Raw genomic sequence first — 21,774 nt, forward strand, 5'->3', positions numbered from 1 at the left:
TCGGGGCTTTTAAATTGATAGCCCTTTTTCGGGGTTCATTTTCCCTGATTTTGTACCTTTTTGCGCTAATTTGAAGGATTTTGCTTATATTTGGACGAATAATATCCCTTTTATTCCGCAAAAAACATTAATTTTGCAGTGTAGAATGAACAACCTATTATAATAAACAAATAAAATGAAGCAAAAAAGTTTTTTGAGTGGTATTTTGTTGCTCTGTGCTGTCTGCGCCCAGGCAAACAACTATACCGTGACTTCTCCTGATGGCAAACTCGCCGTGAATGTGGAGTGTAAGGAAGGCAAGGCTTTCTATACAGTGGATTACAATGGAAAGCAGATGCTCGGCGCTTCGGCTCTGGGATTGGTAGCCAACTATGGCGACTTCTCGCAGAACCTGAAGATGGGTGCCCTCAAGAGTGAGAAGAAGCATCTGGCTTACAAGATGACCCGTATCAAGAAAGAGAAAATCGAGAATGATGCCTATGAGGCTACTATCGGATTCATCAATAGCAAGAAGGATTCCATGACTCTCCGTCTCCATGTTTCCAACAACGACATCGCCTACAAGTATGAGATGATTCGTCCTAAGAAGGACAATCCTAAGTCGGTGATTGTCTATAATGAGGTGAGCGGTTTCAACTTCCCTGAGAAGACCACCACTTTCCTCTGTCCTCAGATTACTCCGATGACGGGTTGGGAGCGCACCAAGCCTTCTTACGAGGAGGAATACACTCCGGATGCTCCGATGAACGCGAAGTCGCAGTTTGGTGTGGGCTATACCTTCCCTTGCCTCTTCAAGGTAGGCAACGACGGCTGGGTACTGGTCAGCGAAACCGGTGTTTCAAGCGCTTATCCAGGCTGCCGTCTTTCTGATTACGAGCCAGGCAAGGGTTATACTGTGGCCTTCCCTCAGAAGGGCGAGAACAATGGTATTGGTTCTGAATTTGCCGGCATTCCATTGCCGGGCGAAACTCCTTGGCGCACCATCACCGTGGGTTCTTCGCTGGCACCTATCGTAGAGACCACCATCCCTTACGATGTGGTTGAACCATTGTACGAGGCGAGTCAGACTTACAAGCCATCGCGCTATACCTGGAGCTGGCTCATCTGGCAGGACAATTCCATTAACTATGACGACCAGGTGAAGATGGTGGATGTAGCTGCCGCCCAGGGTTACGAAGCCATCTTGGTGGATAACTGGTGGGACAAGCAGATTGGCAGAAAGCGCATCGAAGAGTTGAGCAAGTATGCCAAGAGCAAGAAGGTAAGCCTGATGCTCTGGTATAATTCCAATGGTTTCGAGAATGATGCCCCTCAGACTCCGCGTCAGATTATGAACAATTCCATCGCCCGCAAGAAGGAGATGGCTTGGATGAAGAAGATTGGCGTGGTAGGCATCAAGGTGGATTTCTTCGGTGGCGACAAGCAGGAGACAATGAAGCTTTACGAGGATATTTTGAGTGATGCCAACGATTATGGCTTGGAGGTGATCTTCCATGGTTGCACCATGCCACGTGGCTGGGAGCGTATGTATCCTAACTATGTATCGAGCGAGGCAGCTCTGGCTTCTGAGAACGTATATTTCACGGATTATCATGCCAAGAAAGAGGCTTTCGAGATGACGATGCATCCGTTCTCAAGAAATGCCGTAGCCAGTTTCGACTGGGGTGGCGTGATGATGAACAAGTATTTATCTAAGGATAACAAGAGCCGCCACCAGCGTTATACCAGTGATGTGTTCGAGATGGCTACTGCCATCACCAACCAGAGCAGCGTAAACTGCATCTGTCTCTATCCTAACAATTTGCAGGATGTACCACAGTGGGAGTTGGATTGGCTCAAGAATGTACCAACGGCATGGGAGGATACCAAGTTTATTGCCGGTTATCCTACCAAGTATGCGGTGGTGGCTCGCAAGTCGAGCGTAGAGAACGGTTCTGGTGCAGCGCTTACAGCCGGCAGATGGTTTGTGGGCGGTTTGAATGCTACAGACAAGCCTCTGGCTCTAACCTTGGATTTGCCGATGTTTGCGGATAAGACCGTTACTTATATCACCGACCAGCCAAAGAAGAAGGGCGAGAAGTTCTTCACTTCTGTCAAGAAGACTCTGAAGGTTGGAAAGAATGGTAAGGCAAAGGTGATAATTCAGCCTAATGGCGGTATCATCATCGAATAATCTTCATGTTTTATAGGCATAAGATTCGTGTTCGTGAAAATTTTACGGGCATCGATTGCTTACGTGAAAAAGTTTTTTTTCTCGAAAAAAGTATCAAAGTCTCATTTTTGCTTGAAAAATGGGGTTTAAATACTTGGTATATAAGATAATAACGAAAATGAGACTTCTCGGATTTTGAGTCGAGAAGTCTCATTGAAGTCTCATTGGCTGTAAGCGGCTCCGCGTTTATACCTTGCATAATTCAAAAAAAACAGTAACAGCTGATTAAACAAATGCTGTTACTGCTTTTTCCATCGGTCAGGAAGTAAGTCTCTATATTTCTCCAGTGGGGTATTCGGTTGCCATTCAATGGTCTTTTCTATGACATCGCTAATGTATTCAAACAGATTGATGCCATTCAACTTGCATGAAATAGCTATAGAATATAGGATAGCTCCCCGTCTTGCTCCTTCGTGCGAGCCAAAGAACATAGAGTTTCTTCTTGATAGTGATATGTACCTCTGGATTCTCTCAATGTAGTTGTTATCGAGAGCCGTATCACCTCTTTTGAAGATGTCACAAATGGCATTATATTCATTAAGGGCATAGCCGACCGCCTGCGCCAAGGTAGACTTGGGCAGCAAATCCTTCCTGGAAGATATTTCCTCCAGTTTCTCCAATAAATCCTGTAAAATGTCTGGTGCGTATGACTGCCGATAGGCAAGATGGTCTTCAACGGTCCATCCATTTACCCCAACCTTATGTTTTTTGTCTTCTCGATAAAATCTGTTGATGATATCTACGACCTTCTGAGCATCCTTGTCCTCCTTGCCGCAGTCGATGAAGTCTCTCTTGACATGCTGTAGGCAGGCGATTCTCATAATGTCAGGATAAGCATCCGACTCCAGTTTCCGGTAAGGAGCATATGCATCACTCTGTATGGTACCTTTATAATCAGAGAATACGTTAAGTATGACCTGCTCAGAACGTGAACCATCCTCATATACGAAGAAGACAAGTCCCAGTTCAGGCGCACTTACAGCCCAGAGGTAGCCTTTCTTCGAACCCTTGTCCGTAGGCTTTGTCTTGGCTAACAGCACTTTATGATATGTCTCGTCTGCCGAGACATAATCCTGCTGCAACACTACTTGGCAGATAGCCTTATAGAAGTTTTCCAGTACATCGGCACTTCTGGCAATCAGCTTGTTTGCCGTAGCTTTCCTTAACGTAAACCCATTGTCGGCAAAGTATTTGGTAATTCGCTCTACCGGCATGGAATAGATGTATCGCATCTGCAGGAGACCTGCTGCAAAGGAAGGTGAATAGGAAGAATTCAACAACAGAGCCGGCGGAGTCTTCCCCGGATACATGATACTTCCATCCGTATAAGTGTTGATGTGATACACGGTCTTGATGAACTTGATGGGTTCCATGCTGTAACGTATACAGGTACGAGTCCCGAAGAGACGCAACGTCTTCAAAAGCTCTGCATCCATGACTGGATCTATCGTAACATGCACTTCTTTCATTTCGTAATGCATGTCACGCTTGGCTCCGTTGTTTTTGCGTGCCTTTCTTTTTTCGGCCTGCTCTTTTTTCTTCTTGTCAAATTCCTCCTGGGGCATCGAGTCTTGTGGATTCTTCTCCTGACGTTCGGACTTCTTGCCTGAAACGAGCTTGCCGAGTGCCTTGTTCTGACGATTCGCTTTGTCTATGGCGATTCCTTTCTGGACGAGTAGTTCTTCTAATGACTTTATACGTATAATGAGTTCGTTGACCTGTAGGGTCAGCGAACTCACTGTAGTATTAGCTTGCTGAAGTTGTTCGTTGGCAAGCTGAAGTTGTTCCTTCAAAAGTACTATAATTTCGTCCTTTGTCATAGTGCAAAGATACGAAAAAATATCGAGATATGCAAGTATTCTTATATATTATTTTTAGTTATTTTATTGATGTACAATATGTTAGAATTTTCCTGCCGCTACTATAGATTGAGTCTCTTTCTATATTTCATGCTTTTTAGGCAAATTCCGCTCATGATGGCCGATAGTGTCCTGTACGGCATTTTGCATTGTTTGTTCTTGGGGTCAAAGAATGGTAATTCAAAGGTTCCTCGCTCCAATCGCTTCTGGTACAGCAAGAAACCATCGCCATCCCACTTGAGCATTTTTACCTGCTGGCGGTTCTTGGAGAAGAAGATGAATACCGCACCACCAAGTGGCGGAAGTTCCAGCTCGGTTCTCACTATCTGATACAAGCCATTTATGCCCATGTTCATTCGTACGTATCTCTGGCAGACATAGTACTGGGTACTCTCATTCAATCCAAACATACTGCATCCTCCTTCTCATAAAGTTTCATCAACGCCATAACAGACTTGGCACATCCTTTTTTAACGGAAACCAAAGTTCCATTTGGAAAGGTTATGTTTATGCCATAAAGGAGGTCCTCCATAGGAAGATCTATGGTAGGAGGTTCCATAGGCACGAACATCATGCCTGTACTTGATGCAGATGCTTCTGCTTTTTCTCTGCGGGCTGCCTCCTGGGCTTGGCGGATTTCCTGCTTGGCACGTAAAACTGAATATCCTTTTTCGCACATCCAGTTCATCATGGTGCGATGATTTACATGTCTTTCCTTCAAGAAAGGAGTAAGTTGGGCCTTGGGGTTTCGATTCAGATAGACTAAGAAGGAATCCCAAGCCTTCTCAAAACGTTCGTTTGCTGTCATAATTTGTTTGATTTTAAAATGATGGTGCAAAGGTACGAACAAATGAGAAGACTACAATGGTATAAACGCGGAGCCGCTTACCATTGGCTTTTTTAACCCTATTTCTTCTCTATAATGATGGAAAATTGGGAAAAAGTGCCGATAGTGGTGCCAATATAATCAGGATAAGTCACGGTAATGTGTCTACTTTTTCAGTTCATCAGTTGGTCTCTTTATGCCCTCCGGTTGGTCTGCTTGTGCCCGTTACACGGGCATCCGCAGCCCACCACGTGGGCATCGGAAGACCGTGTGCTGGGCAGCTATTGCCCATAGCGTGGGCAACGAGTGCCCAAATATCGGACTCGTTTTTGGGCAATATTCTTTAGGGTCTTTGCGCTGTTTAAACTATCTTTTTGCGCTGTTTAAACTGCTTTTTCGCGTGCATCGTGCAGTCTTTAATGATACTTCTATAGCATTTCATGATACTTCCATGATACTTCTTTCTGCCTTTTGCGGGAAGTCTCATTGAATGTAAATGTCGATATATCAGTAATATAATATGGATTTTCCGGCGAAAAATGAGACTATGATACTTTTTGTAGAAAAAACTTTATGTGCGCGTAATCGGATAGATGCTATTTCTTTGTTTGTATTCTAACCAGGAGGTGAAGATCAGTATGGAGAAGCTTCTTGCTGTGATTTATGATAGCACTCAGCGTACTGTCAGCGAGTGGATAATTAAGGAGGGATGATAAACTTATCTGTGTCTATGCTTTGTTTCTGTTTTTAGAATCTAGCAGCAGCTTTATGCAATATATTTAACTTCTGATAAGCCGCATTATCCGTTTGAACTGCCGAAAGGGTGGGTGTGGTGCAAGTTAGATGACATTGCATATGTTGGTACTGGTGCCACACCATTAACTGCTTGTAAATACTATTATGAAAATGGAAATATAGCATGGATAAATAGTAGTTCCACAAAGGTTCCCTTTATTGCAAAAGCTTCAAATTTCATTACCCAGAAAGCTATAGAAGAAACCAATTGTTTAGTCTATCCAAAAGGAACTTTGGTAATAGCTATGTATGGAGAAGGAAAGACAAGGGGGCAGATTAGCGAACTTCTGATAGATGCCGCTACAAACCAAGCCTGTGCAGCTGTACGTCCATATTCTGAAGCGACAAAGAAATATCTAAAATTATTCTTCGAAGGTAACTATTTACACATACGAGCACTGGCAGAGGGAGGGAACCAACAGAATTTGAGTGTTGGAAAAATACAAAACTATGAAATACCTCTTCCACCACTTGATGAGCAAAAGAGAATATTAGACAAAGCAAAAGAATTGCTCTTGCAAATAGATAATATTGAGGTAGGAAAGAGTGTGTGTCAAAAATACATCAACCAGGCCAAGTCAAAGGTTCTGGACCTTGCAATTCATGGCAAACTTGTATCACAAGACCCGAATGACGAGCCTGCCATTGAGTTGCTAAAACGCATCAATCCGAAGGCTGAAATCACTTGTGATACCCCCCAATATGGCAAGCTGCCGAAGGGATGGTGCTTATGTAGGATTTCTTCTGTTGTAGATATTGTTAATGGTAAATCTCAGAAAAATGTAGAATCACCAACTGGTAAATATCCAATTTATGGTAGTGGAGGTATTATCGGAAAGGCTATGGAATATACATGCTTGGCTGGTTCTACCATTATCGGAAGAAAAGGTACTATAAATCATCCTATTTTTGTTGAAGAGAATTTCTGGAATGTTGATACTGCATTTGGCATGAAAGCAAACAATCAAATTTTAGAAGATAAATACTTCTATTGTTTTTGTTTGTATTTTGACTTTAGTAAACTTGATAAAAGTTCTGCATTGCCAAGTCTTACAAAAACCGCAATAGGAAATCTAATATTGCCTATTCCTCCTCTTGCAGAGCAACAGCGAATAGTTGCAAGGATTGAAGAACTATTCGCTCAACTTGACAAGATTGAATCCTCATTGCAAGTATAAAGGCTTACAATGGGGATTCCCCATTCTTGACACGTATATTATATTGTTACCATTCATTTTAATACAAAACAATATGGTAACACAATTTGAAAAGTATTTGGTCAAGTCAAACTTAGCAAAGAACACGGTAACATCGTACCTATGGACGATGAAGTATTTCCTTGATAATTACAAGGAGGTGAACAAGAAGAATCTGTTGGCTTATAAGGGTTATCTTATGGAGAACTTCAAACCACAGACGGTAAACTTGCGTTTGCAAGCAATGAATAAGTATTTGGAGTTTAGCAAACAAGAGAAGCTAAAGATGAAGTTTGTAAAGGCGCAACAAAAGAACTTCTTGGAGAACGTAATCAGCGATGCCGATTACAAGTTCCTGAAAGCCAAGCTAAAGGCAGACGGTTATGATGAATGGTATTTCATCGTTTGGTTTATGGCTGCCACTGGTGCACGTGTCAGCGAGCTGCTTCAAATCAAAGCTGAGCATGTAGCGGTTGGCTATCTTGATTTGTACAGCAAAGGAGGCAAGATGCGCCGCCTTTACATTCCGAAGAAGCTATGCACTGAAGCCCAAAGATGGCTAACAGAACAAAACATCACCTCTGGCTATCTGTTCACCAATCGTTCAGGCAACCGCCTTTCCACTCGTGGCATAGCCATCCAACTGAAGCACTTTGCCGAAAAGTACGGTCTTAACCGTAATGTGGTTTATCCACACTCGTTCCGTCACCGCTTCGCCAAGAACTTCCTTGACCGTTTCAACGACATTGCCCTCCTTGCCGACCTCATGGGGCATGAGAGCATCGAAACAACACGCATCTATCTGCGTCGCACTGCAAGCGAGCAGCAGAAGATAGTGGACAAGGTAGTTACTTGGTAATTGCATCTATGTCATTTAGCCACCGCAAGTATATGGCTTGCGGTGGCTAAATATGATAGTTATAATGAGGCTTCTATCTTGTCAAGTTGGGTGAATAAATCTTCAATCTTAGCAACTATACGCTGTTGCTCTGCAAGTGGTGGCAGTAATATTCTTATTGCCAAAATTGCTTTTGCACTAATATTGGGTTGTGCACCTCCGTATGCCATTTTTAATATGTTGTCAACTTGAGAATACATAAGATAGTGCATGTATGGAGTATACAAAGCTTTACTAGCTTTTATTTTTCCCACTCGTTGGTTTAAATATGAAATTTCACCATATGTATAAACTCCCATTTTGCCTGTTGTTGCACCAGACATTGCCACTAAAAAATCACCTTTTTCTATAATGTATTGTTCGTCAATTTCATCTTGAATATAAACACATGAATTTAAATCGATTTTCCCTTCATTTGTTATATTAGAAATTCTAACTAAAGGTATTCCATTATTCTTATAAGCATCGCTGCTAAAAGCAAAACCATTAGTAAAGGAACATACGTTTCTTAATGTACAACTACACCACCCCTTCGGCAGCTTGCCATATTGGGGGGTATCACAAGTGATTTCTGCCTTTGGATTGATGCGTTTGAGCAGTTCGCTGGCAGGCTCGTCATTCGGGTCTTGCGGTACAAGTTTGCCATGAATAGCAAGGTCGAGAACCTTTGATTTGATTTGCTTGATGGATTCTTGTAAGTTTTCTTTTCCGTTTTTTATGACCTTGATTAATGAAAGCCAACGTTTTATTTCTTTTACAATACGCTTTTGTTCTTCAATTGGAGGCAATGGAACTCTAAAAATTGATAACTTCTGAGCATTAATATTTGATTGATTAACAGCATCAGTTTTAACATCGTTACACCAATTTCTATGATATTGACTATTCATTACAAAATTAATGTAATCTGCATTTACAAAGATTGTTCTCAAACGAATTATATAGCCTGCATAAATCGCAGGTCTTTCTCCTTTGTAAATTGCAGTTTTACCAACCCATTCACTACTATTTGTTCTATTAAATAATAAATCATTATGTAACAGCTTGAATTTTTCAATATCTTCTTCATTATTACTGTAAACCAAATCTTTCCAATCTAAACCACCCTCACGATTAATGTTTCCCATCCTTAACACAGGAACTTTTCCCAAACGAGAGGATTTCTCAGATGTACCATACATGAGGTCATATGCAATATCTTCCAACATGCACCACACCCACCCTTTCGGCAGTTCAAACGGATAATGCGGCTTATCAGAAGTCTTTGCAGACTTCTTTCCCTTCTTAATTTTTCCCTCTTTAATGAGTCTTTCCTTTTCAGCACGGATACGTTCGAGCAGCACCGATGCTGGCTCATCGTTGGGATCTTGTGGAACGAGCTTGCCGTGAATAGCAAGGTCGAGTATCTTTTGTCTTAATGCTTTCGTGTCCATTATTATTTGTTATTTTCAAGTTTCTTTAACTCTTCGTTTTCTTCAAATTCTTCAATCCATTCTTTTACCTTTGCTTGAAGCAAAGCCTTATCTGGCAGATAAAGCTGGTAAGCAGAAGCATAGATGTTGGCATCTTTTGGTAATGTCAACTCTACAAGTGCATCGTTCTTTTCTTTACAGAGAAGAATGCCGATGGTAGGCTTCTCAAAATCCTGTTTTACAAATCTGTCGAAGTAGTTGACGTACATCTGCATTTGCCCAAGGTCTTGGTGTGTTAGCTTGTCAATTTTTAGGTCAATGAGGCAATAGCATTGCAGAAGACGATTGTATAGAACCAAATCAACATAATAATTATCTTCATCAAACGTAAAACGTTTTTGTCTTGCTTCAAACAAAAAACCTTTTCCCATTTCAAGCAAAAAAGTTTGCATTTTGTCAATGATGGCATTTTCTAAAGTTGACTCGCTATAACTACTATCAGGCTTCAGACCTATAAATTCCAATGATATTGGACTCTTAATTATGTCGGCGGGTTTCTCAACAACTTGTCCTTCTGTAGCTAAACGCATTACCTCGTTTTTGTTACGGCTTAGTGCCAAACGCTCATAGAGGCTACTACCTACTTGGCGTTGTAACCAACGATAATCCCAACCTTGTTGTTGAGCTTCAATCTCATAGAAATTGCGTTCTTCGAGATTTGCTATTCGCATTAATATTTGGTAATGATTCCACGAAAGGGTAAACTTAGGAATTTCGTATGCATTGCACACGATTTCTTCTTTTGTAGATTTCGTATGCGTTGCACACGAAATTCGGTATGCAGAATAAAACTTTCTGCAATTGTTCAAAGTTGTTACCGACCATCCTTTCCCATATGTTTCTGTCAGATGTGCAGAAAGGTTTGCTAAAACCTTTTTGCCGTAACTTGCACGATTACTTCCTTGTTGCTCATATTCAACAATATAGCAGCCTATTTTATAATATGTATATACCATTGCCGTATTTACGGCTTTAGCAACTTTCTTTCTACTTTCTTCGATAAGTAAAGAAACTTCCTCAAATAGCGTCTCTTCACTATTTATTTTAGTAATTATTTCCATAAAATTACATATCCTTAATACCATTCAATAATTTCTCCAACTCACTTACGGCCTTGCTGATATTCAAGCTCTGTTCCTTGATGTTCGACATCAGTTGGCTCAATGGTAAATCTTTAGTATCATTACCCTGTTTTATCCAAGTGATGTCAAGACTTGTCTTGTCACGAGCCATGATTTCATCAATGCCGTACTTGCGCCATCTGCCAGATGGGTTCTTGTCTGCATCATATGTCTCTTTGCGGGCATTGATGTCCTCAGCATGATAGCAGGTTACAAAGTCATCGAGGTGGTGACGCTCTAACTTGTTCGTAGCCAAGGTGTGTTTTACACCAGTGCGATAGTCATAGAACCAAATATTCTTAGTTGGCTGTCCCTTGGTAAAGAATAGTACGTTTGCCTTTACTCCCTGTGCATAGAAAATGCCTGTAGGTAAACGGAGAATGGTATGGAGATTGAAATCCGATAAGAGTTTCTTGCGGATGGTCTCTCCTGCGTTGCCTTCAAAAAGTACATTGTCTGGCAGGACTACTGCTGCACGTCCGCCAGTTTTGAGCATCAGCATCATATGCTGAAGGAAGTTGAGCTGGTTGTTCTTTGTTTCGACATAGAAGTCTGGACGGTTGATCTCTACAGAACCGGCAGGGCGTGTGCCAAATGGAGGGTTGGCAAGGATGACATCCACCAAGGTGGAAGGTTCTTTCTCCAAAGAGTCCTCGCATACGATAGGGCTGTGGTCTGTGCCTATACCATGAAGATAAAGGTTCATGGAGGCAAGTGTAACCACAAGTGGGGTGATGTCATTGCCATGTAACGCTTTGTTGTTCAAAAAGTCCAATTTATCACGATTCTGGCTTTGTTCCTTCATGTAATCGTAGGCAGCAAGCAAGAAGCCACCAGTACCACAGGCGGGGTCGCATACAGTCTCACCAATTTGGGGTTGCAAGCAGTCAACCATAGCTTTAATCAGTGGACGTGGGGTAAAGTACTGACCAGCACCACTTTTTTTATCTTGACCATTTTTCTCCAAGATGCTTTCATATATAGCACCTTTTACATCACCATCCATGATGAGCCATTGCTCTTCATCTATCATAGTGATTACCTTCTTAAGATAGACAGGTTTGTCAATCTTGTTTTGTGCTTTGGTATAGATGGTACCGATGAGGTCATCTTGTTGACTTAATAGTTTGAGTGTACTCTCATATTGCTTTACGAGATCATAGCCATCCAAGCCTGTCAAGTCTTTCCATCTATACCCAACAGGTATGGATGAATCCTCTCCAAAGAGTTCCATATTCTCGTCATCCATCTTTAAGAAAAGAAGATAGGTGAGTTGTGTGATGTAATCTGTAAATCCTACTCCGACTCCTGCCAGTGTCGTAGCAAGATTCCACACCTTTTTTGTGAGCGTTTGCTCTGTTGTTATATTTTTAGCCATATCTATATACTATGCAGTTGTTCTTAATACTATAAATTTATATACGGAATCCAAAGCCTCGTCAGCTTTCTGCATGTTTCCGAAAGCTGCAATCAATTGGGCTGCATGGGTGACATCGTTCTTCCTTATCTCTCGCACGTTGCAGGCTCCATTGGCTGCGATGTATTCCACTATCTTGCCTATTAAATCCTTCTGCTTCGGTGTTATATCCATTTGTTTCCGACCATACCAAAGATTAAACATACTTCGAGCCGTAGGATAGGCACTTTCCAGTTTTTCTGTCTGATGGTAAGCGAAGCGTACCAGTTGGATGATGTTGGTAAGAGCCTCCGATTCTTCCTTCTTGGTCGTGCGGCGTACTTTATCACCATATACGATGGCGTATGAATTCCATAAGAGCTTTTGTGCAAAGCGGTTGTTCTCCATCTTCAACTTGTTTTCCAAGTCCTTCAGCATGGAATAGGTGATGGGTTCGCCCTCGTTATTATATAGAATGCGTAAAGCTTCTATGTCATCACAGTGGTCGCAGCAATATTGTTCAAATGCATCTGTGGTACTTTGAGCCTCTTCTATAGAGAAACCTTTGGATATGAGTGTATCTTCTCCAGGCATCAGTGTGTTGACAAAACCAGCTGCAAGAATCAGTATGTACTTACAGACATTGGCATGATTAGCTATCGGAGATACCAAACCCTTACGTTCATTGTTAGGTTCATTGATATCTACGTATGGTGGCAATTGTGGCTGGTGCTCAGGATCGAGAGCATTATAGATGCGTTGAGCAATTTCCAGCATGTCATCATGAGCGATGCGGACAAATTCCTGTCGCTGTGCATTATCTGCCTTATTGTAAAGTCTGGATAATGTGGCAGCAAGCCGCTTGAGGTAATTGTCTGGCAGATTTCCATGAGCGATACGTTCCAATAGTTCTTTTAATGTGATGGTCTCTGTCTCTGGACCTTCATACTGACCTGGTATGATATGCTCATGTTCGGTTACTCCTACTGCATCAACAAGGAAGAAACAGTCTTTGCTTATTGCATTAGGTGTCACGTTGCGCAGCTGTTCATCACCTATTGTCCGGACTCCACGACCTTTCATCTGTGTATAGAGGGGAGCTGAAGCCACATCACGCATAAACATCACGACTTCCAGAGGCTTTACATCTGTTCCTGTTGCCACAAGAGTACAGGTTACGGCAATGCGAAAGTCCTTGTCGTTACGAAACTGGCGTATCAGTTCATTGCTATCTCCTGCTGAATAGGTTATCTTCTGAACAAAGCGGTCATCCGTGCGTCCAAAAACTTCTTTAGCAATTTGAACGATATTTGTTGCATGGTTCTCGTTGAGCGCAAAGATGAGGGTCTTTGGCAGATAGTCCATGTTAGGCTCTCTTTGAGGGTCATTGAACATTTCTGTATAGACAGCATCACGATAAGTGGAAAGAATAAGTTTTATCTGGGCAGGGTTGATGATGCTTCGATTTAACTCTTCTTTCGTATAAGTCTTCGTTTCCTTTGTGCTTACGGTTTTAACTTCACCAGTGTATCGAGTCTCAACTTTGGTTTTCTGACCTTGCATGATAGCTCCACCTTCTTCTGTTACCTTTGTTCTGATTCGATAGATGCGGCTATCGACGTTGACACCATCTATGACTGACTGCTCAAGCGTATAGTTTACAACACGGTTGTTGTTGAAGAATGCCATCGTTTCTGGAATTGGTGTCGCTGTAAGACCGATAAGACGAGCTGTATCAAAGTATTCTAGCACCTTGCGCCAGTTGCCATAAATAGAACGGTGACACTCATCTATAATGATAAGGTCGAAGAAATCGTGTGGTAAGTTTGGGTTGTCTGGCAATGTTACTTCACCATCAGCTGTATCTTCATCGTCATCATCTGTATCCGTAATCTCTTCTCCTTTTAAGAGTGAGAATAATCTTTGTATGGTACAGATAACCACATTGCTGTCTGTTGGTACTTCTGCCGACTTCAACCTGTTGACTGCATAGATTGTATTGAAGGCATCACCTGTTTCCGTAAGGCGGAATGTTCCAAACTCTGTTTCTGCCTGTTTTCCGAGGTTGTTGCGGTCAACAAGAAACAGAACACGACGCATAGGGGTATAGCTAAGCATACGATAAGCAGTAAGACATGCCGTATATGTTTTGCCGGCACCAGTAGCTAAAACCATCAATGCACGATTTTGACCTATACGGAAGCTTTTCTCCAATTCTGTTACTGCCTCATATTGGCATTCTCGCAGACCTTTCTTATTCAATGTAGGAAGTCCGGCAAAAGGGTCGTCTATACCTAACATCTTTACTATTTCCTTTGGAGTAAGAATGCGGCTGATGTTTTCCCATTCTGAAGTTTCACGATGTCTATAATCAAAAAACTCTATTTCCTTACCATTTGATTTGAAGAGGAAAGGCAAAGGTTTTTGCCAGGCTTGATAACAGTCAGGTACACTCTTTGCATATGTGATAGCCTGTTCACTCACAATATTGGAAGAAATATTAATTTCTTCTCTTTTAGCTTCGAGCACACCGATAGCTTTCCCATTGATAAACAGGAAATAATCTGCTTCAAGATTACCTTTGAGCAATCCCTCACGAATAGCTACGGCTGAGATGGTAGGCTCGTATTCATCTCGATTGACAACCTTCCATCCTGCATCAGCAAACCATTGGTCTATTTTGACTCTTGCTTTTTCTTCTGGCGTCATAGTTTTGTTACCTATTATTTTAGTTACAAAGATAATGATAATATTTCACTTGACCATTTATATGATTCACTATTTATACTTTTTTGTCTTTTATGGATGGTTTCTCAACTTTTTTGAGAAAACTCTTGTTGGTTTCAAAAGAAAATCGTAACTTTGCTGCTACAATAGAAACATTAATAACATTGGGATTATGAAGCAGGTAGAAGAAAGATATATCAGTTTGCTGACCGATTTCGGTTTTAAGCGAATTTTCGGATCAGCTCCTAACAAGGATTTGTTGATCTGTTTCCTCAACAGCTTGTTCAATGGAAGACAAGTTGTTAAGGACGTGAAGTATCTGAATCCAGAGAGTGTGGGCGATATCTACACCGACAGAAAAGCTATTTTCGATGTATATTGCGAAGGAGAAAACGGCGAGAAGTTTATCGTGGAAATGCAGAATGCATACCAGACCTACTTCAAGGACCGTGCTCTGTTCTATTCCACCTTCCCAATTCGTGAGCAGGCTCCTAAAGGTAGTGAATGGGACTTCAAGCTCAACCATGTTTACACAATTGCTCTGCTCAACTTCAACATGAACGAGGATGCCTTCAATAAGGAGGAAATCCGCCATCATGTGCAGCTATGCGATACAGCCACGCACAAGATTTTCTACGATAAGCTTGAGTTTATCTACGTGGAAATCGCCAAGTTCAACAAAACGTTGGACGAGCTGGAAACGCTCTACGACAAGTGGCTCTATGCACTAAAGAATCTCTATAAGCTCACCCAGCGCCCTAAGGCCTTGTGTGACAAGGTCTTCGATCGCCTCTTTGAAGAAGCCGAGATAGCAAAATTTACTCCGCAGGAACAACGGGAGTACGAAGCCAGCAAAATGGCATATCGCGACATCAAGAATTCGATTGATACTGCCAAGAGAGAAGGAAAAGAAGAAGGACTTGCTGAAGGAATGGAGAAGGGACTAGCTGAAGGAATGGAAAAGGGATTAGCTCAAGGCATGAGTCAGCGAAGCCTCGAGATTGCTAGGACGATGCTGGCAAAAGGTATGGATACTGCGATGGTGATGGAAATTACGGGATTGTCAGAGAGTCAGTTGAAGCAGCTGAAAGAATAAGGGAAATTTAACCCAACTTGCTGCTGCTTATCATGTAACTGCTTGATTTCCAATATCCGTATTTTTAGAAGTCAGGTTTGGGTGTAGCATGGATTTGCCATCATCAAATAAGTTTATACCAAAAAGGAGGGCGAGCGGCTTCTGCGTAGGATGCTTGCCCTGCGATTTCTCCCATCTTGCGATGGCTGGCAGACGCCATACATCCGTCATCTGCTTGTCTTCGTTCAGCCTTTTCATCAACTGGTAGTTATAATAATGCGGCACCTTCTTCTCCTTCCTTGCCCAGATAATGAACTCGGTGGAGTAGGATAAGGAGGTTATTCCATTTTCCATGATGTATGGTCATGTGAAAAGTAAAATTCAGGTTTTTGGGGACCATTCCACCAGTAGGTCGGCCATCCATTTTGCAGGGATCTTGTGGATTTAACAGTACCATCGTCAAACTTTAATGGAACGTAGATGCCTCTTCCTATGACCACAGCTGAACCGTCATAACGCCCAAAATAATCCTCTTTCATGTTTCCGTTCTTCCATGTAGGGTCAACAGGAATCCACCCATAACGCTCCAGATAAAACTCAGCCCAGACGTGATATCCGCGATTCTGAAGGAGGGCTATCACATGACGGGCAGGAATGCCCTTGATGCGCAGCAGCGTTACGTATACAGAAGCGAAGCTGCCACAGTTACCACCGCCCCTGGTAAGGATTTCCTCGAAGGATAGCATGTCCGGGTCATCATGATACTTCAATGACTCGGCCACAGCCTCGTAACACTTGCGTGCATACTTTATCACATTTCCCTTGCTCTTCTTCCAGATAAATTCTGCCGTTGCCTTGGCTTTTGTATTGTTAACTGCAATGTCGGGCAGCTGTTCGGCTGTGTAGGTCTTGTAGAGCGTGCTTTGGGTGTCATAGGGATATATCTTTTTGATTTTCTTAAAGTCTACAGTCACCTTGTGTGGTTGCACTACACAGACATCTGTACATATAAGTCCCTGATTGTTTAGCTTGTTCAACCTGCCCCCGTCAGTTATAGTCTGTCTTAAGAATGCATTTGTTGTGTCTGCATCAGTTACAAGTTCGACATGAATATTCTTCTCTAAATTGAACTTGTAAGGATTATGTTGATACAAATTGCAAAGAGGTAGGGGACGTATGCTGATTAGTTTTGTTATCGGAGAACCTGTTGCCTTGAATGAAAATATATTGTTAAATACAATCGATGGCAACTTTTCTATCTTGTAAATTGTACTGTCAATGATATCTACATTACACTGTGCTTTCACAACGAATGCTGCTATGACGAGAAAGGCGGTTGTGATGATTCTTTTGTTCATTTTTTTGTTTTTTATATGCCCCGTTTGTGAATCTTATTCCATTAAAGGAATATCTTTACCTAAATTCCGCAGCATTTTAGTTTAACTTATTTTATAAGTACCTGAGCAACAAAAAGTTGCTCAGGATTTTGCCATGTCAGATTTTTCACCTATCTTAGTGTTGCAAATCAAAATATGTATCAAACCCGACAGACATGGCAAAGGTAGCAATAAAATCTGAGAAACTCTCTCCTTTTGGAGGAATTTTTTCAATAATGGAGCAATTTGACTCCAATCTCTCATCTGTAATCGACTCAACCCTCGGTATGAGATGTAGGCTGTATGGTTATCAATACAGCGAAATCATCCGTTCGCTTATGAGCGTTTATTTCTGTGGCGGCTCATGCATAGAGGATGTCACCACTCATCTGATGTATCACCTCTCGCTTCATCCGACACTTCGCACATGCAGTGCCGACACGATTCTCAGAGCCATAAAGGAACTGACCCAGGATAACATTTCCTACACATCCGACACTGGCAAGACCTACGACTTCAACACGGCAGACATGCTGAATACACTGCTCCTCAATTGCCTATTGTCCACAGGGCAGCTGAAAGAGGGCGAGGGGTATGACGTTGACTTCGACCACCAGTTCATAGAGGCTGAGAAGTTTGATGCGAAACCCACATACAAGAAGTTTCTCGGGTACCGTCCAGGTGTGGCTGTCATTGGCGACATGATTGTCGGCATAGAGAACAGCGACGGCAACACTAACGTTCGTTTCCACCAGAAGGACACGTTGAGGAGATTCTTTGAGAGGATTGAACAGAAAGGATTGACAGTCAATCGTTTCAGGGCAGATTGCGGATCCTGCTCAGAGGAAATTGTGGAAGAGGTCGGAAAGCATTGCATGACTTTCTATATCCGCGCCAACCGCTGCGGTTCGCTCTACGATGACATCTTTGCACTCAGAGGGTGGAAGAGAGAGGAACTGGGCGGCATTGAGTTTGAACTGAACTCCATTCTTGTTGAGAAATGGAAAGGGAGGGCATACCGTCTTGTAATCCAAAGGCAGAAGCGAATTGACGGTGAGATTGACCTGTGGGAAGGCGAATACACCTACCGCTGCATCCTTACAAATGACTACGAGTCTTCCGAGAAAGAGATTGTCAAATTCTATAACCTCCGTGGAGGGAAGGAACGCATCTTCGATGAAATGAATAACGGATTCGGCTGGAACAGGCTTCCAAAATCCTTCATGGGAGAAAACACGGTGTTTCTTCTGCTTACGGCACTCATACGCAACTTCTATAAATTCATCATGGCGAGGCTTGACGTGAAGAGGTTCGGACTCAAAGCAACAAGCCGCATCAAGGCGTTTGTCTTCAAGTTCATCTCTGTGCCAGCCAAATGGGTCAGGACATCAAGGCAGTATGTGCTGAATATCTATTCATGCAACAACGCTTATGCTGATGTGTTCCAGAATGACTTTGGATGACACCGACAACTTATGGTCGTGATTTTGCGTATTGCCTCAAGTCGCATGGTGGGGTAAGGGGATTTAATGCGTCTTTGTGGCGATTTTTGCTGCGTTGCACCCTCTTTTGCCACAGTGTCGCTACCTTTTTGACCTCTGTGTCATCTTATGAGGGCGGTTGCGGATTTGAGGCTTTATACACGGGATATGATTGTATTTGAGCACAAAGATACGAATTTCTAGTTAAATAGCCAAATAAAAAAGTGTTATCAAATATTAAATATCAGATAGTTAACTAAAGTTTCGCAAGTGAAAAATCACAAGTTTGATTTCCAATATCCGTTTTTTGTGTCTGATTTCGATGTGTTGTATGGATTTGTAAATAAAAAAGGCTCCTTCAGGGATGTTACTCCTCGAAGGAACCTTTCTGCTTTATGTGAATTGAATTTTTTAAATTCAATTTCTGTTTGAATTCATCTTCTGTTTTTAGACTCTTGACTTCTAGTATATTACAGATTCTTGAACTCGATGCCGGTTGCCTCTGAGTAGTCGATGGTAATCGGCTTCTCGCGACTTACTTCCTCGGCAAGAATCTTCTTGCTCAAATCGTTCAGAACGTAATCCTGGATGGCACGCTTTACTGGGCGGGCACCAAACTCTGGGTCGTAACCTACCTCGGCAAGATAACCGATGGCGGCTGGAGTCCAGCGGAGATCGAAGCCCTGAGGCTCCAACATCTTCTTGGCTCTGTTCATCTGCAACTCAACAACCTTGGCAATCTGATCCTTGGTCAATGGCTGGAAGGTGATGATGTCGTCGATACGGTTCAGGAACTCAGGACGGAAGGTCTTCTTCAACATCTCACGGCTTGCATTGGAAGTCATGATGATGATGGTGTTCTTGAAGTTCACTACACGACCCTTGTTATCTGTCAGTCGGCCATCGTCCAATACCTGAAGCAGGGTGTTGAAGACATCTGGGTGAGCCTTCTCAATCTCATCGAAGAGAACCACACTGTATGGCTTGCGGCGAACAGCCTCGGTCAACTGACCACCCTCGTCGTATCCTACATACCCCGGAGGCGCTCCAATCAAACGGGTGACACTGAACTTTTCCTGATACTCACTCATATCAATTCGCGTCATCATCGACTCGTCGTTGAAGAGATACTCGGCAAGTGCCTTGGCAAGCTCGGTCTTACCTACACCGGTGGTACCGAGGAAGATGAAGCTGGCGATAGGACGCTTTGGATCCTGCAAACCGGCACGGCTGCGGCGTACGGCATCACTTACGGCAGTGATAGCCTCGTCCTGACCGATGACTCTCTTGTGGAGTTCCTCCTCCAGATGGAGCAGTTTCTCACGTTCGCTCTGCATCATTCGGCTCACTGGTATTCCGGTCCAGCGGCTTACTACCTCTGCAATATCATCGGCAGTTACCTCTTCGCGAATCATGGCTTCTCCGCCCTGGGTGCTCTTCAGCTGCTCCTGAATCTTCTTGATATCCTCTTCAAGGGCTACCAGTTTAGAGTAGCGAATCTCGGCAACACGTTCGTAATTGCCTTCACGCTCCATGCGCTCAGCCTCGAACTTGAGGTTCTCCATCTCCTGCTTGTCTTGCTGAATTTTGTTAACAAGAGCCTTTTCGCCTTCCCACTTTGCACGGAAGTCATGCTCCTTGTCCTTCAACTCTGCAATCTCCTTGTCGAGCTGCTGAATCTTAGGTTGGTCGTTTTCACGCTTAATTGCTTCACGTTCAATTTCCAACTGCTTCAAGTGACGGGTGATTTCATCCAGTTCCTCTGGCACGGAGTCACGCTCCATACGGAGCTTGGCTGCGGCTTCATCCATCAGGTCGATGGCCTTATCAGGAAGGAATCTATCAGAAATATATCTCTCAGATAACTTGACAGCTGCTATGCAGGCATCATCCTGAATACGAACCTTGTGGTGGTTCTCGTAACGCTCCTTGATACCACGAAGAATGCTGATGGCATCTACCTCGTCTGGCTCATTCACCATCACAGTCTGGAATCGACGCTCCAGTGCCTTATCCTTCTCGAAGTACTTCTGATACTCGTTGAGGGTAGTGGCACCGATGGCTCTCAATTCACCACGAGCCAAGGCTGGCTTCAAGATGTTGGCAGCATCCATGGCACCCTCGCCACCGCCAGCACCTACCAGGGTATGAATCTCATCGATGAAGAGGATAATCTGGCCGTTGGCATTGGTTACCTCCTTGATGACGCTCTTCAGGCGCTCCTCAAACTCACCCTTGTATTTGGCACCGGCAACCAGTGCACCCATATCGAGCGAATAGAGCTGCTTGTTCTTCAGGTTCTCAGGCACGTCGCCACGAACGATACGCTCAGCAAGTCCTTCGACGATAGCGGTTTTACCTGTACCAGGCTCACCAATCAGAATAGGGTTGTTCTTGGTGCGGCGGGAGAGAATCTGAAGAACTCTTCGAATCTCTTCATCACGGCCAATCACTGGGTCGAGCTTGCCGCTGCGAGCCTGTTCTACCAGATTCTTGGCATATTTTTCAAGACTCTGATAGTTCTCGTCGGCACTCTGGCTCTTCACGTTCTGACCCTGTCGCAAAGCCTGGATGGCTGCTGTGAGGTCCTTCTCGTTGGCACCCGCATCCTTGAGGATTCGGGCAGCGGTAGAGTTGCCTTTGAGGATAGCGAGGAGAATAGGCTCCACGCTGACGAATTCATCTCCCATCTTCTTGGCGATGTCCTCGGCATTGAGCAATATCTGGTTGGTATCGCCCGAGAGGTATGGCTGACCGGCACCCTGCACACGAGGCAGGTGCTGCATCTCCTGCTGCAGGAGCATGGCAATCTGGTTGCCGTTCATGCCCAGCTTCTGGAAGATATAGTTGGTTACATCAGGTGCCTTCTCGATGATACCACTGAGAAGCTGCACCGGTTCGATGGTCTGCTGACCATTTCTCTGCGCTATGTTCACAGCGGCCTGCACCGCTTCCTGCGCCTTGATTGTAAATTTGTCGAATGTCATATCTTAATCTCCTTTCTATGATTTTATTATTTTCAATACTTAGTTTCGCTTCAGCCCTTGCAGGCTTTCAGCTTCGCCGACGGTAGGAGCGAATAGTGTGCCCATTGCCGGAGTTGAGGAGATTTTCTGACGTTTTGTCGGCTTTTTCGTAGAAAAGGCTGCCTTTTTATAGAAGTTTCTGTCAAAATGACTGAACCGCGACTTGATTTATCGCAACCCATGCTTCAATAAATCGCAAATATCACTTAAATAATGTGATAATAGCCCCTAAATGTTTGCGTATTCCAAATTTTCTTCGTACCTTTGCAGCGTTTTAAGAAACAGATTGAATAAGAAATTGAATAAGAATTCGT

14 protein-coding genes and 1 pseudogene are annotated in these 21,774 nt (G+C 43.2%); 5 read left to right on the forward strand and 10 right to left on the reverse strand.

Features of this window, described 5'->3' with window-relative positions:
* Positions 1-175 precede the first annotated feature (175 nt).
* Complete coding sequence (locus KUA49_RS16775) at positions 176-2,173, forward strand: glycoside hydrolase family 97 protein (protein ID WP_218413483.1); 1,998 nt, start codon at positions 176-178, stop codon at positions 2,171-2,173.
* A 278-nt stretch (positions 2,174-2,451) separates the two neighbouring features.
* Here the strand turns inward: KUA49_RS16775 and tnpC are convergent, their stop codons facing one another.
* The 3 genes from tnpC to KUA49_RS16790 all read right to left on the reverse strand — a co-directional run bounded on the left by tnpC (position 2,452) and on the right by KUA49_RS16790 (position 4,879).
* On the reverse strand, positions 2,452-4,032 hold the full coding sequence (tnpC, locus tag KUA49_RS16780; protein WP_318331635.1) for an IS66 family transposase: 1,581 nt from the start codon (positions 4,030-4,032) through the stop codon (positions 2,452-2,454).
* A 101-nt stretch (positions 4,033-4,133) separates the two neighbouring features.
* On the reverse strand, positions 4,134-4,481 hold the full coding sequence (gene tnpB / locus KUA49_RS16785) for an IS66 family insertion sequence element accessory protein TnpB (RefSeq protein WP_218413625.1): 348 nt from the start codon (positions 4,479-4,481) through the stop codon (positions 4,134-4,136).
* Positions 4,469-4,879 carry a hypothetical protein gene (locus KUA49_RS16790; protein ID WP_270532637.1) on the reverse strand — a complete coding sequence of 137 codons (411 nt, stop codon included), beginning with the start codon at positions 4,877-4,879 and terminating at the stop codon, positions 4,469-4,471. Before KUA49_RS16790 ends, tnpB begins: the two co-directional genes overlap by 13 nt.
* 845 nt (positions 4,880-5,724) lie before the next feature.
* Here KUA49_RS16790 and KUA49_RS16795 point away from each other — a divergent pair.
* Together KUA49_RS16795 and KUA49_RS16800 are read left to right on the forward strand one after the other, a co-directional pair.
* The gene (locus KUA49_RS16795) at positions 5,725-6,870 is read left to right on the forward strand and encodes a restriction endonuclease subunit S (protein ID WP_218413513.1); all 1,146 of its coding nucleotides are present in this window, start codon (positions 5,725-5,727) and stop codon (positions 6,868-6,870) included.
* A 73-nt stretch (positions 6,871-6,943) separates the two neighbouring features.
* Positions 6,944-7,747 (forward strand): tyrosine-type recombinase/integrase, encoded by an 804-nt coding sequence (locus tag KUA49_RS16800; protein WP_218413512.1) that lies wholly within the window; start codon positions 6,944-6,946, stop codon positions 7,745-7,747.
* Between the two features lie 59 nt (positions 7,748-7,806).
* Here the strand turns inward: KUA49_RS16800 and KUA49_RS16805 are convergent, their stop codons facing one another.
* Genes KUA49_RS16805 through KUA49_RS16820 form a run of 4 tightly spaced genes read right to left on the reverse strand, consistent with a single transcriptional unit; the run spans position 7,807 to position 14,484 of the window.
* Entirely contained in the window at positions 7,807-9,219 is a 1,413-nt protein-coding gene (locus KUA49_RS16805; RefSeq protein ID WP_218413511.1) for a restriction endonuclease subunit S, read from the reverse strand.
* 2 nt (positions 9,220-9,221) lie between these two features.
* Entirely contained in the window at positions 9,222-10,319 is a 1,098-nt protein-coding gene (locus KUA49_RS16810; protein ID WP_218413510.1) for a PDDEXK nuclease domain-containing protein, read from the reverse strand.
* Between the two features lie 4 nt (positions 10,320-10,323).
* Positions 10,324-11,757: a type I restriction-modification system subunit M gene (locus tag KUA49_RS16815; protein WP_218413509.1), complete on the reverse strand. Its 1,434-nt coding sequence runs from the start codon at positions 11,755-11,757 to the stop codon at positions 10,324-10,326.
* A gap of 9 nt (positions 11,758-11,766) precedes the next feature.
* Positions 11,767-14,484, reverse strand: coding sequence for a type I restriction endonuclease subunit R (locus KUA49_RS16820; RefSeq protein ID WP_218413508.1), 2,718 nt, complete (start codon positions 14,482-14,484; stop codon positions 11,767-11,769).
* Between the two features lie 190 nt (positions 14,485-14,674).
* Between KUA49_RS16820 and KUA49_RS16825 the strand changes: the two genes are divergently transcribed.
* On the forward strand, positions 14,675-15,598 hold the full coding sequence (locus tag KUA49_RS16825; protein WP_218413507.1) for an Rpn family recombination-promoting nuclease/putative transposase: 924 nt from the start codon (positions 14,675-14,677) through the stop codon (positions 15,596-15,598).
* Between the two features lie 122 nt (positions 15,599-15,720).
* On the opposite strand, the pseudogene KUA49_RS16830 reads toward KUA49_RS16825, so the two are convergent.
* Both KUA49_RS16830 and KUA49_RS16835 read right to left on the reverse strand, forming a co-directional pair.
* Positions 15,721-15,907 (reverse strand): annotated as a pseudogene (locus KUA49_RS16830) (DNA methyltransferase); the annotation flags it as partial.
* A gap of 8 nt (positions 15,908-15,915) precedes the next feature.
* A complete protein-coding gene (locus tag KUA49_RS16835) occupies positions 15,916-16,935 on the reverse strand; it encodes a transglutaminase-like domain-containing protein (protein WP_256624935.1) in 1,020 nt (339 codons plus the stop codon).
* Positions 16,936-17,129: 194 nt separating this feature from the next.
* Between KUA49_RS16835 and KUA49_RS16840 the strand changes: the two genes are divergently transcribed.
* On the forward strand, positions 17,130-18,416 hold the full coding sequence (locus KUA49_RS16840; protein WP_118354577.1) for an IS1380 family transposase: 1,287 nt from the start codon (positions 17,130-17,132) through the stop codon (positions 18,414-18,416).
* Positions 18,417-18,904: 488 nt separating this feature from the next.
* Here the strand turns inward: KUA49_RS16840 and clpB are convergent, their stop codons facing one another.
* The gene (clpB, locus tag KUA49_RS16845; RefSeq protein WP_218411678.1) at positions 18,905-21,421 is read right to left on the reverse strand and encodes an ATP-dependent chaperone ClpB; all 2,517 of its coding nucleotides are present in this window, start codon (positions 21,419-21,421) and stop codon (positions 18,905-18,907) included.
* Positions 21,422-21,774 lie beyond the last annotated feature (353 nt).

Source organism: Segatella copri (assembly GCF_019249655.2).
Lineage (GTDB): Bacteria > Bacteroidota > Bacteroidia > Bacteroidales > Bacteroidaceae > Prevotella.

What these genes read in the sequence shown, in the direction of transcription:
- tnpB (WP_218413625.1), bottom strand. Translation starts at nt 4,481, where the DNA reads ATGTTTGGATTGAATGAGAGTACCCAGTACTATGTCTGCCAGAGATAC.
- KUA49_RS16825 (WP_218413507.1), top strand. Translation starts at nt 14,675, where the DNA reads ATGAAGCAGGTAGAAGAAAGATATATCAGTTTGCTGACCGATTTCGGT.
- KUA49_RS16835 (WP_256624935.1), bottom strand. Translation starts at nt 16,935, where the DNA reads ATGAACAAAAGAATCATCACAACCGCCTTTCTCGTCATAGCAGCATTC.
- KUA49_RS16815 (WP_218413509.1), bottom strand. Translation starts at nt 11,757, where the DNA reads ATGGCTAAAAATATAACAACAGAGCAAACGCTCACAAAAAAGGTGTGG.
- KUA49_RS16775 (WP_218413483.1), top strand. Translation starts at nt 176, where the DNA reads ATGAAGCAAAAAAGTTTTTTGAGTGGTATTTTGTTGCTCTGTGCTGTC.
- KUA49_RS16820 (WP_218413508.1), bottom strand. Translation starts at nt 14,484, where the DNA reads ATGACGCCAGAAGAAAAAGCAAGAGTCAAAATAGACCAATGGTTTGCT.
- tnpC (WP_318331635.1), bottom strand. Translation starts at nt 4,032, where the DNA reads ATGACAAAGGACGAAATTATAGTACTTTTGAAGGAACAACTTCAGCTT.
- KUA49_RS16810 (WP_218413510.1), bottom strand. Translation starts at nt 10,319, where the DNA reads ATGGAAATAATTACTAAAATAAATAGTGAAGAGACGCTATTTGAGGAA.
- KUA49_RS16790 (WP_270532637.1), bottom strand. Translation starts at nt 4,879, where the DNA reads ATGACAGCAAACGAACGTTTTGAGAAGGCTTGGGATTCCTTCTTAGTC.
- KUA49_RS16800 (WP_218413512.1), top strand. Translation starts at nt 6,944, where the DNA reads ATGGTAACACAATTTGAAAAGTATTTGGTCAAGTCAAACTTAGCAAAG.
- KUA49_RS16840 (WP_118354577.1), top strand. Translation starts at nt 17,130, where the DNA reads ATGGCAAAGGTAGCAATAAAATCTGAGAAACTCTCTCCTTTTGGAGGA.
- KUA49_RS16805 (WP_218413511.1), bottom strand. Translation starts at nt 9,219, where the DNA reads ATGGACACGAAAGCATTAAGACAAAAGATACTCGACCTTGCTATTCAC.
- clpB (WP_218411678.1), bottom strand. Translation starts at nt 21,421, where the DNA reads ATGACATTCGACAAATTTACAATCAAGGCGCAGGAAGCGGTGCAGGCC.